This window comes from Fibrella musci (assembly GCF_041321105.1).
Classification (GTDB): domain Bacteria; phylum Bacteroidota; class Bacteroidia; order Cytophagales; family Spirosomataceae; genus Fibrella; species Fibrella musci.
Genome location: NZ_JBGGWD010000007.1, coordinates 223,531 through 239,442, shown reverse-complemented (window position 1 = coordinate 239,442; position 15,912 = coordinate 223,531). Strand labels below are relative to the sequence as shown.

The 15,912-nt window shown below is 57.3% G+C and carries 10 protein-coding genes; all 10 read left to right on the top strand.

The features are described from left to right. The first annotated feature begins 8 nt into the window (after positions 1-8). The 10 genes from ACAW74_RS22995 to ACAW74_RS22950 all read left to right on the top strand — a co-directional run bounded on the left by ACAW74_RS22995 (position 9) and on the right by ACAW74_RS22950 (position 15,805). The gene (locus ACAW74_RS22995) at positions 9-131 is read left to right on the top strand and encodes a hypothetical protein (protein ID WP_370700592.1); all 123 of its coding nucleotides are present in this window, start codon (positions 9-11) and stop codon (positions 129-131) included. 113 nt (positions 132-244) lie between these two features. After that, positions 245-2,812: a TonB-dependent receptor gene (locus ACAW74_RS22990; RefSeq protein WP_370700591.1), complete on the top strand. Its 2,568-nt coding sequence runs from the start codon at positions 245-247 to the stop codon at positions 2,810-2,812. Positions 2,813-2,926: 114 nt separating this feature from the next. After that, entirely contained in the window at positions 2,927-3,763 is an 837-nt protein-coding gene (locus ACAW74_RS22985; protein WP_370700590.1) for a DUF2490 domain-containing protein, read from the top strand. Between the two features lie 152 nt (positions 3,764-3,915). Beyond that, a complete protein-coding gene (locus tag ACAW74_RS22980) occupies positions 3,916-5,136 on the top strand; it encodes a sterol desaturase family protein (protein ID WP_370700589.1) in 1,221 nt (406 codons plus the stop codon). 63 nt (positions 5,137-5,199) lie between these two features. After that, positions 5,200-6,465, top strand: coding sequence for a peroxiredoxin family protein (locus tag ACAW74_RS22975; RefSeq protein WP_370700588.1), 1,266 nt, complete (start codon positions 5,200-5,202; stop codon positions 6,463-6,465). A 186-nt stretch (positions 6,466-6,651) separates the two neighbouring features. After that, a complete protein-coding gene (locus ACAW74_RS22970) occupies positions 6,652-9,657 on the top strand; it encodes a SusC/RagA family TonB-linked outer membrane protein (protein ID WP_370700587.1) in 3,006 nt (1,001 codons plus the stop codon). Positions 9,658-9,674: 17 nt separating this feature from the next. Then, complete coding sequence (locus ACAW74_RS22965) at positions 9,675-11,006, top strand: RagB/SusD family nutrient uptake outer membrane protein (protein ID WP_370700586.1); 1,332 nt, start codon at positions 9,675-9,677, stop codon at positions 11,004-11,006. A 21-nt stretch (positions 11,007-11,027) separates the two neighbouring features. Further along, the gene (locus ACAW74_RS22960) at positions 11,028-12,065 is read left to right on the top strand and encodes an ATP-grasp domain-containing protein (protein WP_370700585.1); all 1,038 of its coding nucleotides are present in this window, start codon (positions 11,028-11,030) and stop codon (positions 12,063-12,065) included. Further along, the gene (locus ACAW74_RS22955; RefSeq protein ID WP_370700584.1) at positions 12,062-13,093 is read left to right on the top strand and encodes an LLM class flavin-dependent oxidoreductase; all 1,032 of its coding nucleotides are present in this window, start codon (positions 12,062-12,064) and stop codon (positions 13,091-13,093) included. Before ACAW74_RS22960 ends, ACAW74_RS22955 begins: the two co-directional genes overlap by 4 nt. Before the next feature lie 66 nt (positions 13,094-13,159). Continuing rightward, positions 13,160-15,805, top strand: a complete 2,646-nt coding sequence (locus ACAW74_RS22950) for a M14 family zinc carboxypeptidase (RefSeq protein ID WP_370700583.1) — start codon at positions 13,160-13,162, stop codon at positions 15,803-15,805. The last annotated feature ends 107 nt before the right edge of the window (positions 15,806-15,912 follow it).

Genomic DNA, 15,912 nt, shown 5'->3' with positions numbered 1-15,912 from the left:
TTATCAAAATGAATACACATCGGGCTACTCAACTGGCCAAAACGACAACCTGCATGACACTGAAACTAGCCGCCATAACGGGGCGGCACATGACCACCACAAGCGGCGCACCACCCAGCAACCATCTATAGGTTTTTCCTGATAGACGTCCGGCAACACGGCCCGTTTTGGGTGATCTGGACAACAAACCGTGGGCTGCCACCACACTATTTCTTCACGTTTTCACAAGTTTTTACCATTTTTCATGAAACTGAACTTTACGGCGCTTCTGGTAAGCTCCATCTTGCTGCTACCACTCTGGTCAGCGGCTCAGAATACACCAATCATTAATGCAACTGTGTCGGGGCGGGTTATCGATGCCCGCACCGAGCGCCCACTGGTTGGCGCAACCATAACCATCAAGGGTACCACAAACGGCTCGCCAGCCAAAGAAGACGGGCGTTTCACTCTCGTTACCGGCCAGAAGCTGCCCTTCACCGTCACGGTTTCCTTTGTCGGCTACAAAACGACCGACATCGTCATCAGCGATAACAACGTCGAAATCAGGCTGGAAGAAGGCACCAATCAACTGGAAGACGTGGTAATCACCTCTCGTCGTCGGCAGGAATCCGCCCAGAACGTACCCATTCCGATTTCGGTCGTGCGGGGGCCGCTGATCGAAGATGCCGGGGCGTTCAACGTCAACCGGCTAAAAGAAATAGTGCCTTCGGTGCAGCTGTATGCGTCGAATGCCCGCAATACAACACTTAACATCCGGGGCCTTGGCTCCACCTTCGGGCTCACCAACGACGGGATCGACCCCGGTGTGGGATTCTACGTCGACGGGGTTTACTACGCTCGTCCGGCCGCTACTGCCCTCGATTTTGTCGACATCGATCGGATCGAGGTATTGCGTGGGCCGCAGGGTACGTTGTTTGGCAAAAACACAACCGCCGGTGCCTTTAACATCACCACCCGGCCCGCCAGTTTTGTGCCGGGGGCCACGTTTGAGGTTAGCTACGGTAATTATAACTACATACAGGCCAAGGCCTCCGTTACCGGCCCGTTGACCGACAAGCTGGCCGCCCGCGTGTCGTTTTCCGGCACCCAGCGTAATGGTCTGATCTACAATGTACGTACCCAGCAACCGCTCAACACGCTCAATAACCTCGGTATTCGGGGGCAACTGCTCTATACACCCAGCGACAATGTAAAGCTGACGCTGGCGGGCGACATGACCGACCAGAAACCCATTGGTTACTCCGTCATCTACGCCGGGGTGGTGCCTACGCAGCGGCCAGCCTATCGTCAGTTCAATGCGATCATCGCCGATCTGGGCTATAAATTACCCTCGACCAACCCGTTCGACCGGATTACCGATCAGGATACACCATCGCGGGCGGGTAACAAGTTGGGTGGGGTGTCGCTGAATGCCGATATTAAGCTGGGTGAGGGCACCCTGACCTCAACCTCAGCCTGGCGGTACTGGACCTGGGATCCGCTCAACGACCGGGATTACATCGGGCTGCCGGTGTTCACAATTTCGGCGGGTAATTCCAAGCACGACCAGTATTCGCAGGAGATTCGCTACGCTGGCAACATCTCCTCGCGCGTGAGCGGGGTAGTGGGGGCCTTTTACCTCTACCAGGATTTACAGTCGGATCCCGTACAGACCGAAGAAGCGGGCTCAGCTCAATGGCGGTTTGCCCAAAGCTCAACCAGTGCGCTCTGGAAAACGCCCGGCCTGTTCGACAACTTCGGGATCCGCACCACCAACCGCATTCGTAGCACTAGTGCCGCCCTGTTTGCGCAGGCCGACTGGGCCATTACCGAGAAGCTCCACGTGCTGCCCGGCATTCGCTACAATTACGACAAGAAAATTGCCAATTATAAGCGGGAGACCTACGGTGGCCTGCAAACGACTGACCCCGCGCTGCTAGCGCTCAAAAATGCCGTTTACACCAATCAGGCGTTCGATGCAAACGTAGACGAAACCAACTTTTCGGGCCAGTTGACGCTGCAATACAGAGCGAGTGAGCGGTTCAATGCCTTCGCTACGTACTCGACGAGCTACAAGCCTATCGGTATCAACATCGGCGGGCTACCTACGGCAAACGGTCAGGTATTGACCGACCTCGCCCGGGTGAATCCCGAATTTGTAACGCACTACGAAGCGGGTATAAAAACCAAACCCTCGCCCAACTCGGTGCTGAATCTGGTGGTGCATAACAGCGATATCAAAGACTACCAGACCCAGGTGCAAACACCCGAACCCGGCGTAAACCGGGGCTACCTGGCCAATGCAGAAAAGGTGCGGGTATGGGGTGTCGAACTGGATGGTAACCTGCGGGTTAGCAACGCCTTCTCACTCTATGGCGCGTTGGCCTATACCGATGCCAAGTACGTATCGTTCAAGAATGCGCCGGTGCCGCTCGAAGAAACGGGGGCTGCGCAGGCCTTCAAGGATGTGTCGGGCGGGGCACTGCCGGGTGTATCGAAGTGGGCTGGTTCGCTGGGTGGCGAAGTGAGTGGAAACGGTAAATTCCTGTCGCAGGAAGGACGGTATTTCCTGGCGGCCGACACCTATTACCGCTCATCGTTTTCGTCGAGCCCATCGCCCTCGCAGTACCTCAATATCGACGGCTATGCGCTGGTGAACGCCCGTGTTGGTTTCCGGGCGTCTAACGGCACCTCTGTATTTTTGTGGAGCCGTAACCTACTGAATCAGAATTATTTCGAGCAGCTGTTGCCGGCGCCGGGTAACGCCGGGCAGTACGGTGCCGTGTTGGGCGACCCACGTACCTACGGCATAACGCTGCGCTACTCGTTCTAACCCCTCAGCTGCTGATCCCGACGATTGGCGGGCCTAACGTACCTGAACTAGCCAAGGCTGGGTACGTTGGGCCCGCCTGCCGGGACGGAGCAAAACAGACTTTTTGAATAGACGATGGTATACGTCAGTGCGCTGGCCCGCTTTGGTAGCCTGTGGCTGGTAGGGCTATGCCTGAGCGTAAACGTATTCGGGCAGGCGCATTATCAGCATAATGTCGTTTGGGGGCGGTTGGCCCTGACCGACACCATCAACAGCAGGCTGCGTTGGGAACTGTACATTCAGGGACGGTTGCAGAACCGGGAGGTCGGCAGTCTGAATGCCTTTACGGCTCCGCAGTTTGTCAGCTATTGGCCCTGGCTGACCTACTCGATACGTCCTACGCTGCGGGTCGGTTTGTCGCCGGTGGGGTATTTCAAAAGCTGGCTGCTGATTGCCGATCCGAGCGAGGCAGAGCGTCAGCCAATTCGGGAGTGGCGGATCGCTCTCCGGCTCGATCAGGAACAGCGGTTTCGCCGGTTTAGCTATACCAATCGCTACAGTCTGGAACGACGGTGGCGTGATCTGGCAAACAATGGGCTGTTTCTGCCCAACTGGCGGGTACGTTATCAGGCGCGCCTTGACGTACCTATCCGGGCTAACTGGGTGAAGTATGGATTTACCGTATCGGTATCCGATGAGTTGTTTCTTCAATTTGGTGAAGCGGTGCGGGCCAACCCGAACATCTTCGACCAAAATCGTCTGTACGGGGGGATTACGTATGGGCTTTCCAAAAGCGTGCGCGCCAGTATAGGCTACATCAATCAGATTCAGCAACGCAACTCTGGGAAGGAATTCGACCACGCCCATGTGCTGTTTGGCGTGCTGACTATTGACAATCTGCTGGCGCCGTTGCGGCGGTGGCGTAGAGCGGGCAAGTCGCAACCGCCAATAAATGGGTCAATTCCTGAATAACATCAGCCACGCACAAATCTGACAGCGGGAAGTTGAATTCCAACTGAGGCTTCGCTTACTTTGCAAAACCTACTAAATCAATAGAGTATAAGTACTAATAGTCTATCTACAACAGGGACTAGTACACCGGGTATCGTTTTTCTGACTCGACTATGGATACGAACTGGCTCGCCTACGCCATCCCTTTTTTTCTAGCACTGATCGGGCTGGAATACTGGCTGACCAAACGGCAGGGGAAAACTTACTTCCACTTTAACGAAACCATTGCCAACCTAAGCACCGGCATTGCCGAGCGGTTGCTGGATGTGTTTGCGGCGGGGCTTAGTTATGTCTTCTACGACTACCTGCATCAGCAACTGGCCCTGTTCGATATTCGGCCTACCGTCTGGAGCTGGGTTGCCCTGCTCATTGTTACGGATTTTGTCTGGTACTGGTATCATCGCCTTGGGCATCAGGTCAATTTGTTCTGGGCGGCTCATGTCGTGCATCATCAGAGCGAAGATTTCAACTTTACCGTCTCGGCCCGCATTACGGTTTTCCAGGCCATTGTTCGTACCGGCTTTTGGAGTGTCCTGCCCATTCTTGGTTTTCCGGCGGGCATGATCGCCACGATCTTGCTGGTGCACGGTCTGTATCCGTTCTTCCTGCATACCCGCACCGTCGGCAAGTTGGGCTGGCTCGAATATGTGCTGGTTACGCCCTCACACCATCGGGTACACCACGCCAACAACCCACAGTATCTCGACAAAAACTACGGCGATGTGCTCATCATCTGGGACAAACTCTTTGGCACGTTTGCCGAGGAAACCGAAGAAGCTACTTATGGCCTCACCAAGCAGCTGAAAAGCCATAGCTTTCTGTGGCAGCAATTTCATTTTTTGCTTGAACTACTGGTAGCGGTCTGGCGGACGCCGGGTATCGGGGCTAAACTGAAGCTGCTCTTCGGCCGCCCCGACAGGGTAGATGCAGGCATTCGGGCCGAGCTGGAAGCACGGCTGCTACAACGATCGACCGTTGTAGCTAATCAGGGGCGGTTCAGGGGGTATGTATTGGGGCAGTTGGTTGGGGTACTGCTCATTCTGTTTGTGTTTTTGCTCTTCGAACAGCACATACCCGGCTGGGTACAGGCCCTGACGGCACTGTTTATTCTCTTCACCCTTGTCAATATGGGTGCGCTGCTGGAACAAAGGCGGTGGGTACTAAACCTGGAACTGGCTCGGCTGCTGGTGCTCTGGGGGCTGATCTACGCGGCATCGGGCGTTCAAATGCTGATCGTACTGGCCTACATCGGGGGCCTGTCGTGGTGGGTATACCAGACCACCATTCGGCGCTACTATTTCACTTTTCTCTACGGCACACCCCGGCTAGCCTAGCGCCACACCCTGTTCACCGAGTCTGAATCAGTCTTTCATTAAAATCTACAAATACAATCTGCTATGTATACTAAATCAACGCGTTTTCGGCCGACAAGTCTGTTGTTGGCTGGCCTGATCGGGGTCTCGTCCGGGGTATCAGCGCAGTCGGTTGCTCCGCTGCCGGATGGCCCGTATCGGGGCGAATTCCAAACGGCTTCCGGCAAGGTGCCATTCAACTTTGCGGTAAAAGGCACGACGGCCTACCTGCTCAACGCGGGTGAGCGGGAAGCACTGCCGGGTATTCAACAACAGGGTGACTCGGTGTTTATTGCCATTCCGCTCTACGACGCGACACTCCGCTTCAAACGGGAGGGTAAACGCCTAACGGGGATTTACCGGGCCGGGGCGGGGCAACCGATTCCGGTCACCGCCGAGTTTGGTCGTACCGACCGCTATGAGCAGGGGGCGGCCCCCACGGTTAGCCTGGCTGGCAAATGGGAGATTGGGATTCAGCGGTCGGCGGGTAATCCGGCCGACGTTAACCAGACAGTCGGGGTATTCTCGCAACAGGGGAGCCGCGTAACGGGTACTATCCTGACAACCACGGGCGACTATCGCTACCTCGACGGACATGTAACGGGGAATCGGTTTGCCTTGTCTGCGTTTTCGGGGGCGTCGCCGGCCGTTTTTCAGGGCGAGATCGGCTCGGATGGCAAACTGACAGGCGAGTTTCGGTACGTGCGGGGCGCCTCTCCGGCAACAGGGGTTAAGAATGCCGCGGCCAAGCTGCCCGACCTCTACAGCCTGACGTACCTGAAGCCCGGCTACAAGAAACTGGACTTTACTTTCCCGGATCTGAACGGAAAACCGGTGTCGCTGACCGACGCCAAATACAAGGATAAAGTGGTCATTGTGACGATTTTAGGGAGCTGGTGCCCCAACTGCATCGATGAAACCGCCTTTCTGGCTCCCTGGTACAAAGCCAACCGGCAACGGGGCGTCGAAGTGATCGGGCTGGCGTTCGAGCGCAAAAATGACCTGGCTTTCGCCAAAACGGCCCTGTCCCGGCTCATCAACCGCTACGACGTGCAGTATGACATTCTGTTCTCGGGCCTTGCCGACAAGAAAATAGCGTCTGACGCCCTGCCTGCCCTCAACAAAGTGCTGGCCTTCCCCACGACCATCATTCTGGATCGGCAGGGAAATGTTGCGCAGATCCATACGGGCTACACCGGTCCGGCTACAGGTACGTATTACGACGAATACGTGGCGGAGTTCAACCAGACGATTGACAAGCTGCTTCGGAACGAGCCGTTGGCAACAGAAACCGCTCATGGCGGTAAATAAACTACCTGCTCATTAGCGGTAGAAACAATTACCTCCATCTGGTCTTCGGCAAAGGGCCGGGTGGCGTCGATACCAGCCAACAGGGCGGCAACCATGTTGGCGGGTACTAAGCAAGGGGCTGGCCACCGATCCGTCGGGCCACCGATTCGTCGGGTCGCTCATTTTTCACGTAACCAACACAAAAGAATGCACAAGTTTTATCAACTGGTAGTGGTTTTACTGCTACTGAGTCGCGGTTTGCTGGCACAGACCGCGACGGTTTCGGGCATCGTACAAACGGCCGACGGGGAAACTTTACCCGGTGTGACCATTGCCCTCAAAGGCACCAATCAGGGAACGACGACAAATGCCGAAGGGCGGTTTGTTCTCACGTTATCCGGTACGAATCCAACCCTAATTGTCAGCGCTATTGGGTACGTTACCCAGGAGATCAACCCCGTAGGGGCGACGCTGACTCTTACCTTGCAGCCCGACGTGCGGCAGCTCTCCGAGGTGGTCATTACGGGGTATGGCGAGCAAAGCCGAAAGTCGCTGACCAGCGCCATCTCAACGGTAAAAGGGGCCGATCTCAAAACCATTCCCGTGGCTAGCCCCGACCAATTGCTGCAAGGGCGAGCGTCGGGCGTGCAGGTGCAGGCCAATTCGGGCGTACCTGGGGGCGGCATCTTTATTCGGGTACGTGGTACCAACTCGGTCAACGCGGGTAACGACCCCCTGTATGTGGTGGATGGGGTGTTCATCAACAACACCAATCTGGTAGCGACCGGGCTGGGGAATCAGGTGCCTTCCAACCCGGTCGCCGATCTGAACCCCGCCGATATCGAGAGCATCGAGATTCTGAAAGATGCCAATGCAACGGCTATTTATGGCTCACGCGGGGCCAACGGCGTGGTGCTCATCACGACAAAACGGGGCAAAGCGGGTAAGACGCGGCTCACCTTCGATACCTATCAGGGTTGGTCGCGGGCGGCGAAAGTGTTTTCGCTGGTCAACGGCCCCCAACTGGCCCAACTGGAAAACGAGCGCTTTATCAACGACGGTGGCAGCTCCGCTCAGGTACCCTATCGGTCGGTGGCCAGCGGGGGGCTGGGCCTGCCCGAAGAACAACCCACCTACGACCGGATCAGCGACCTGTTTCGCACGGCCCGCACGAGCAATTACGAGCTTTCGGCGTCGGGTGGCAACGACAAAACCCAGTTTTATGTGGGCGGGGGTTACTTCCGGCAGGAGTCGATTGTGCGGCCGTCCAACTTCGAGCGGTATAGCCTTCGGGTCAATGTAGACAACCGCGTGAATGACCGGTTCCGGCTGGGTACCAGCACCGCTCTGGCCCGAACGATCCGGAATGTGAGCAGTAACGACAACAACCCGGCGGGCGTGATTAACTCGGCGCTGTATCCGCGCTCAAACCTGCCCGTTTTCAATACCGACGGGTCGTATGCCAAATATGGTAACTTCGACAACCACCTGGCGCTGATTCAAAACCTGAACAACAACGCCGTCGGATCGCGCATTATCAGTAACGTGTTTGGGGTCTATGACCTGTTGCCGACGCTCAGCTTGCGGAGTAGCTGGAGCATCGACTTCAACGACATGTATGAGAACAACTACAATAACACGCTGCTGCTGGCCGGGCAACCGCGCGGTACGGCCACGTCGTTTTTGTCGCGCGATATTACGTTGCTGAACGAACAGGTGCTGACTTATCGCCAGACCTTCGCCGACCGGCATTCGGTGCAGGTGCTGCTGGGCAACACGATTCAGCAAAACACCTTCCAGCGGACCACGCTTAGCGGGCAGCAGTTTCCGTCAAATGATCTGCAAACGATTGCTTCTTCGGCTACACAAACGGGTTCCTCAACCCGCTCCCAGGCTGGATTACTATCGTTTTTTGGTAAGGCCAATTATAGCTTCCGTGACCGCTACTCGCTCGATGCCAGCCTACGGGCCGATGCGTCGAGCCGGTTTGGGGTGTCGCGGCGGTGGGGTTATTTCCCATCGGTCGGGTTGGGCTGGCGGTTATCCGAAGAGTCGTTTGTGCGCGACCTGAACACGTTCGATGAGCTAAAACTCCGGGCAAGCTGGGGGCTTACCGGCAATCAGGCCGGCATTAGCGATTTTGCCTCGCTGGGGCTCTGGCAGGGTGGGGCCAACTACCTCGATCTGCCCGGCACGGCTCCGCTCCAACTGGCCAATTCGGACTTGAGTTGGGAGACGACCCGTCAGTGGAACGTTGGTCTGGACGTGGCGGTGCTGAAACGGCGCCTGTTTGTGGAACTCAATTACTACGACAAATACACCTACGGCCTGCTGTTGAACGTACCTGTACCGCGTAAGCTGGGCTACAGCTCGGTGGTGCAGAATTTTGGGGCGGTCAGCAACCGGGGCGTCGAAATCCTGCTGACTGGTAACTGGTTCAACCGGGCTGATTTTACGTGGAGCAGCACGTTCAACCTGTCGCGCAACATCAACCGGATCGAAACGCTCGCGGCCCCCATTACCACCGGCTCCCGCGATATTTTCCGGCTCGAAGAAGGTGCACCACTCTATTCGTTCTGGCTGTACCATCAGACTCGGGTGAATCCCCAAACCGGTGATGCCGAATACCAGGACGTGAACGGCGATGGTGCGCTGACCGTGGCCGACCGGCGATTGGTGGGCAACGCCTGGCCTAATTTCTTCGGCGGATTCACCAATACGCTCACCTACAAAGGGTTTGATCTGGGGCTGAACCTGTATTTCGAGCAGGGCGCAAAAATCATGAACATGAACCGGTTTTTTCTGGTGCATGGCGGCACACAGCGGAACATCGGCTACTTCCCCGAGCAGCTTGACCGCTGGCAGCGGGACGGCGACGTGACGACCGTTCCCCGCCTTACTACCAACCCCAACAACAATAACTACGGGGGCATTGTGCAGAACCTGAGCGACCGCTATCTCGAAGACGGATCGTTTGTGCGGCTCCGTACGCTGTCGCTGGGCTATACCGTGCCGCAGCCCGTCGTGAGTCGGCTGGGGCTTGCGTCGGTGCGGGCTTATGTGCAGGCGACCAACCTCTTCACGCTGACGCCTTACTCGGGGCTCGATCCCGAAGTGAACTCACAAAGCGGCGTCGCCAATACCAAAAACTTCGACTGGGCCACCGTGCCGCAACCCCGTACACTACAGGTCGGCTTGACCATTGGCCTATAACTTATTTCTGCTAGTTCATGAAAGCATTTGCTTACCTCTTCCTGTTGGTTGCATTGGCGTCGTGCAATACCCTCGACGTGCAACCGTTCCAGCAACTGCCCGATAATCGGGCCATTACCGATGCCGGTAGCGCCCGCGCGGCGCTGCTGGGTACGTATAGCCAGGTACAGAATTACTACCAGTTGAATTACCCGGTGCTGGGGTATCTGCCCGGCGATAACGTCCGCTTCAACGGTACGCTCAACCAGTTTAACCAGCTCGACCAGAATGCGCTGAGTGCCGATAACGTCATTATCACCGACACCTGGACGCAACTGTACCAAACGATCAATTCGGCCAATAACGTGCTGGCGGCCCTGCCTGACCTTACCGACCCACTGCTGCCGACTGCCGAGAAAAACCAGTTGCTGGGTGAAGCCTATTTCATCCGGTCGCTGGCTTATTTCGATCTGGCCCGGGGCTGGGGGGGCGTGCCGCTGGTGCTGAAGCCCACCCGTTCGGCGGCCGACGGCCGGGGTATCCGGCGCAGTACCCTGGTACAAACCTATGATCAGGTGCTGGCCGACCTGACCGAAGCCGAACGGCTACTGCCCGATGCCGCCACCCGCAACCGGGCTACCAAAAACACGGCGCGTGCGCTTCGGGCGCGGTTACACCTGTATCGCCAACAGTGGGCCGAAGCCGAAACCTACGCCACGCAGGTGTTGGGTAGCACCAATTACCGCTTAGTTACTCCATACCGGGCCTTTTCGGCGGCGCCGTTCGGGAGTACGGAATCGGTGCTGGAACTGACCTACAGCATTGCCGACCAGAATAACCAGTGGAACAACTGGTATCCGAGTGCACTGGGCGGGCAGTATACCCTGCAACCCACGCCAGAACTCGTAACGCTCGCTAACAACGCCAGCGCCGGAGGCAACCGCGGCGGCGCCCTGCTGGCTACCGTGCGGGTTGGCTCGACCGATTTTGTGTACGGCAATCTCTACAACCGGGCAGCCCAGCGCGACGACCCGGCCTACATTATCCGTATCGCCGAAGTCTACCTGATCCGGGCGGAAGCCAGAGCGCGCCAGGGTAAACTGGCTGATGCGCTGACCGACCTGAATGCGGTGCGCAGCCGGGCCGGTGTGCCAGCGGCGACGGCTACCACGGCCGAGGCTGCGTTGCTGGCGATCGAAGACGAGCGGCGTGTTGAATTTGCTTTCGAAGCCCATCGCTGGTTCGATCTGGTCCGTACCAGTCGCGCCGGGGCCATGCTGGGCATTACTGACGCGCGAAAGTGGCTATTCCCCATTCCATTCAACGATATTGCCGCCGACCCCGATCTGGAGCAGAATCCGGGGTATTGAACAGTTTTTCACCCCAATAACATGAGTAGTCAACAAAAAACAGGCGTAGCCCAGCCCATTGGTATTTATTACGAACACCCGGAGTGGTTTAAGCCCCTGTTTGCCGAGCTGGATCGGCGGGGGATTCCCTACGAACGCATCGACGCGGCGCATCATCAATACGACCCGTCGGAGGCGGTTAGCCCGTACAGCCTGGTTGTGAACCGGATGAGCTCGTCTGCCTACCTGCGGGGTAATGGGCAGGGCATTTTCCATACGGCGGGCTACCTGACCCATCTGGAACGCCTTGGGGTGCGCGTCATCAACGGAACGGTTGCTACCAGCATCGAAACCAACAAGGCGCGCCAGCTTTCGCTACTGGCCCAACTGGGACTGGCTTTTCCGAAAAGCCGCGTGGTGAATCACGTGTCACAGATACCGCTGGCGGCGGCTCAACTGCTCTTCCCGTTGGTCGTGAAGGTCAACATCGGTGGGGCAGGGGCAGGGATTGTCCGGTTCGATACGCCGGAGGGGTTACAGGCTGCCGTAGAGGCTGGTCAGATCGATTTGGGTATCGACCAGACAGCGCTGGTGCAGGAGTTTGTGCAACCCCGTGGCGGGCATATCGTGCGAGTCGAGACGCTGAACGGCCGGTTTCTGTATGCCATGAAGGTCTTCACCACTGGGCAGAGCTTCAACCTGTGCCCCGCCGAAATTTGCGCCATTCCCGAAGCGCCTTCCGCTGAGTTCTGCCTCACCGAAGCCCCCAAGAAAGGCATTCAGGTAGAAGCCTACACGCCCCCCAAGGCCATCATTGCCGACGTCGAGCGTATTGCGAAAGCCGCTCAGATCGACGTGGGTGGGGTGGAGTACCTGATCTCGGACGAGACGGGATCGGTGCTGTACTACGACATCAACGCGCTGTCAAACTTCGTGGCCGATGCCATTAATGTGGTGGGGTTCGACCCATATGCCCGCTTTGTCGATTACCTCGAAACACAACTCCAGACGTACCTGCAGGCTGGCTCAGAACAGCAGGCCGATACCATCGCTTCGTTTAAACATACGTACGCTCCATGAAATTTGGCTATTGGCTCCCCGTTTTTGGCGGCTGGCTTCGCAACGTCGACGACGAACAGATGCGCCCCGACTGGTCGTATGTTAAAAACTTAGCCCGCCAGTCAGAAGATTGGGGCTACGACCTGACGCTTATTGCGGAACTGAATCTCAACGACATCAAAGGGGAAGACGCCCCGTCGCTCGACGCCTGGTCTACGGCGGCCGCGCTGGCAGCCGTTACGGAGCGCATCGAATTGATGGTCGCCGTTCGCCCTACGTTTCACCAACCGGCCCTGCTGGCTAAGCAGGCCGCCAATATCGACCATATCAGCGGGGGGCGCCTTACGCTGAACGTGGTCTCGTCGTGGTGGCAGGACGAGGCCCGCAAGTACGGGGTGCATTTTGAGCAGCATGACGACCGCTACGCCCGCACGGCGGAGTGGCTGCACGTAGTCGACAACCTCTGGAAGCGGGACCATTTCTCGTTTGAGGGCAAATACTACCGCGTTGAGGATAGCATCCTGCAACCCAAACCGATCGCGCAGCCCCGCCCGTTCATCTACGCCGGGGGGGAATCGGAAGCCGCTAAAAACCTGATTGCCGCCCAATGCGATGGGTACGTGATGCACGGCGATGACCCGGAAGGCATCGGGCGGCGCATTGCGGATCTTCGCCACCGGCGTGAGCGGCTCCGGCCCGACCTGCCACCCATGAAATTCGGTGTGGCGGCCTACTCGATTGTGCGAAATACGGAAGCCGAGGTGAAACGGGAAATCGAACGAATCACGAACGTCAACGGCTCGGCGGCGGGCTATAAAAACTACCAGCAATGGCTGGCCGGTACGCAGTTGGAAAAAAAGCCGTCGCTGGAAGATTACTCCGTTTCCAACCGTGGCCTGCGTTCCGGTCTGGCGGGTACGCCCGATCAGGTAGCGTCGCGGGTGGCCCAGTTTGAGGCCGTTGGCGTTGATTTTCTGCTGTTGCAATGCAGCCCGCAGCTGGAAGAAATGGAACGCTTTTCCGAATCGGTCATTCGGGTGCTGGCGTAGCCTTGCCCGGCCAAGACTACTTCATTGATTAATTCGTCCCTTTTAAGCCAAAAACAGAATACGACAATGAAATACCGATTGTTAGGTTGCTTCACCCTGCTGGTGTTGTGGGGTATGGCGTCGCGCGTACAGGCGCAAACCAGCTACTATTTCCCCGACGAAAAGGCTGGGTTCGACCCGGCTATTCCTACGCCGGAGCAATTTCTGGGTTACCCCGTAGGTTCTCATTTTACACGCTACGACCGTATCGTTGATTACCTGAAAGAACTCGACCGCCTATCGGATAAAGTCAGTTTGCAGTCCATCGGGAAAACGTATGAAGAACGGCCGCAGGTGATTGCGTTTTTCACGTCGGCCGCCAACCAGCGCAACCTCACGCAGTTGCGGCAGCAGCACCTGACGTTGGCTGACCCCAAAGCGCCCGCGCCCGATTACGCCAAACTACCCGTGGTCGTACATCTGGCTTATACCGTACATGGCAATGAAAGCTCGAGCAGCGAAGCCGCCATGCTCACGGCCTATTACCTGACCGCCTCGACCAACGCCGAGGTAACACGCTGGCTATCCGAAGCCGTGGTTACGATCGACCCTGCCGAAAACCCCGACGGTCGGGACCGGGCTACGCAGTGGTTCAATCAGCACAAGTCGTTTCCGGCCGTAACCGACCCCGCCGACCGTGAGCATAACGAAGGCTGGCCCAACGGGCGGTATAACCATTACCTCAACGACCTCAACCGGGACTGGCTGCCGCTGGCGCACGTAGAGAGCCGCAACCGCATGAAGTTTCATCATGAGTGGCTCCCTAATGTCATGATCGACTTTCACGAGATGGGTACCAGCAGCACCTACTATTTTGAGCCGTCGAAGCCGTTCAGCACCGAAAACGACCTGATTCCCCGCGCTACCTACGATGTGCTGAACGTGCGGCTGGCCCGGTATTTCGCCCGCGCGCTCGACGGCGTTGGCTCGCTCTACTGGACCAAAGAACAGTTCGATAACCTCTCGCCCATCTACGGCTCAACGTACCCAGACTTTACGGGCGGGGTCGGCGTTACGTTTGAGGTGGGCAGCTCGCGGGGGCTGGCACAAGAGGGGAGCAACGGCACGGTCACGTTTCCGTTCACCATCCGCAACCACCTGCGCACCGGTTTGGCTGCCGTGCAGGGGGCCGTTGAAGAGAAAGAACTATACCTGAAACACCAGCGCGATTTCTTTGCGTCGGCGTTGACGGATGCGGCTAAGTTCCCTACCAAAGCCTATGTATTTGGGGCCGCCACCGATCCCAACCTGACCCGGCGGTTTGCTGATGTACTGTTGCAACACAACATCCAGTTTTATGCCCTGCAACAGGCTGCGCAGGCGGGCGGTAGATCATTCGTGCCGGGGGCGGCCTATGTGGTGCCAACCGCACAGCCGCACTACCGGCTGGTACACTCGCTGTTTGAGGAGGTCACCGCTTTCCACGACAGCGTTTTTTATGATGTGACGGGCTGGTCGCTGGTGCATGGGTATGGCCTGCCATATGCCAAGCTGAAAGAAACGTCGCTGGTGAAAGGGGAGCTGGTCAAAAGCCTACCAACCGTTACCGGCGGTGTGGCGGGTGGCTCTTCGCCGGTCGCCTACGTGGTCAGTGGAGCCGATTACCATACGGCACAGGCTGTGTCGCGGTTGCAGCAGGCCGGGGTGTTAACCAAGGTATCGTTCAAGCCGTTTCGGATTCAGTCACCAACTGCACAGACCGGATCGGGCGCGCAGTCGCTACCCCGAACAACTGGAAACACCGACTATAGCTATGGCTCCATTGTGGTGCCGGTAGCTGGCCAAAAGCAGGCGCCCGATTCGTTATATCGACTGGTAGCGGCCATTGGGGGGCAGGCCGGAGTGACCTTTACAGGCGTGTCGACGGGATTCAGTGCGCAGGGTATCGATCTGGGTAGTAATAACATCCGAAGCCTCCGCAAGCCGGAAGTAGCCCTGGTGGTGGGGCCGGGCGTGAACCCGTCTGAGGCCGGCGAAGTCTGGTTTCTGACGAGTGAGCACCTTCAGCTACCCGTCACCAAGCTTGATCTCAGTAGTCTGGCCCGAGCCGACTGGAGCCGCTACAATACCGTCGTGCTAGTGGGTGGTCAATACAATTCGATCGATAAGAATACGGTCGGAAGATTGAAAAGCTGGGTAGAGAACGGCGGTACGCTCATCACGACGAAAACGGCGTCGGAATGGGCCATTCGCCAGGGGCTGGTGCGCGAGAACCTGTTGACTACCAACAAACCCGATACGACTAAAGCCGCAGAACGAGTTGATTTTGAACGGGTACGTGAGCGGGAAGGTACTCGCGCCGTGGCCGGTTCGATCTACACGGCCGACGTAGACGTTACCCATCCACTTGGTTTCGGGTTGACTGACCGTAGGCTGTTTGTTTTCCGCAACGGAACAACGTACCTGAAATCGGGAAGCAGCCCGTATAACACGGTAGTAAAGTATACCGCCACACCGTTCGTGAGTGGGTACGTGTCAAAAGACAACCTGAAGAAAATCAGCAACTCGGCGGCGGTCGTCGTCAGTCCTGAAGGACAGGGTCGGGTGGTGCTGTTTGCCGATAATCCAACGTTTCGGTCTTACTGGCACGGTACGTCACGCTTGTTAATCAATGCGTTGCTATACGGTCCGTTGCTGAATGCGCCTACAGCGCTGCCCACAGCGGAGGAATAAAACTCGGCGTGTATCAGGCGCCTTGGTCAGCGGGTAAGTCGTTAGAGGTTATTTCCCTTTTAACGACTTACCCGCTAATTGTTAAGGGACGAAGAGGGTCGTCGATC

What these genes read in the sequence shown, in the direction of transcription:
- ACAW74_RS22950 (WP_370700583.1), top strand. Translation starts at nt 13,160, where the DNA reads ATGAAATACCGATTGTTAGGTTGCTTCACCCTGCTGGTGTTGTGGGGT.
- ACAW74_RS22960 (WP_370700585.1), top strand. Translation starts at nt 11,028, where the DNA reads ATGAGTAGTCAACAAAAAACAGGCGTAGCCCAGCCCATTGGTATTTAT.
- ACAW74_RS22970 (WP_370700587.1), top strand. Translation starts at nt 6,652, where the DNA reads ATGCACAAGTTTTATCAACTGGTAGTGGTTTTACTGCTACTGAGTCGC.
- ACAW74_RS22995 (WP_370700592.1), top strand. Translation starts at nt 9, where the DNA reads ATGAATACACATCGGGCTACTCAACTGGCCAAAACGACAACCTGCATG.
- ACAW74_RS22955 (WP_370700584.1), top strand. Translation starts at nt 12,062, where the DNA reads ATGAAATTTGGCTATTGGCTCCCCGTTTTTGGCGGCTGGCTTCGCAAC.
- ACAW74_RS22980 (WP_370700589.1), top strand. Translation starts at nt 3,916, where the DNA reads ATGGATACGAACTGGCTCGCCTACGCCATCCCTTTTTTTCTAGCACTG.
- ACAW74_RS22990 (WP_370700591.1), top strand. Translation starts at nt 245, where the DNA reads ATGAAACTGAACTTTACGGCGCTTCTGGTAAGCTCCATCTTGCTGCTA.
- ACAW74_RS22985 (WP_370700590.1), top strand. Translation starts at nt 2,927, where the DNA reads ATGGTATACGTCAGTGCGCTGGCCCGCTTTGGTAGCCTGTGGCTGGTA.
- ACAW74_RS22965 (WP_370700586.1), top strand. Translation starts at nt 9,675, where the DNA reads ATGAAAGCATTTGCTTACCTCTTCCTGTTGGTTGCATTGGCGTCGTGC.
- ACAW74_RS22975 (WP_370700588.1), top strand. Translation starts at nt 5,200, where the DNA reads ATGTATACTAAATCAACGCGTTTTCGGCCGACAAGTCTGTTGTTGGCT.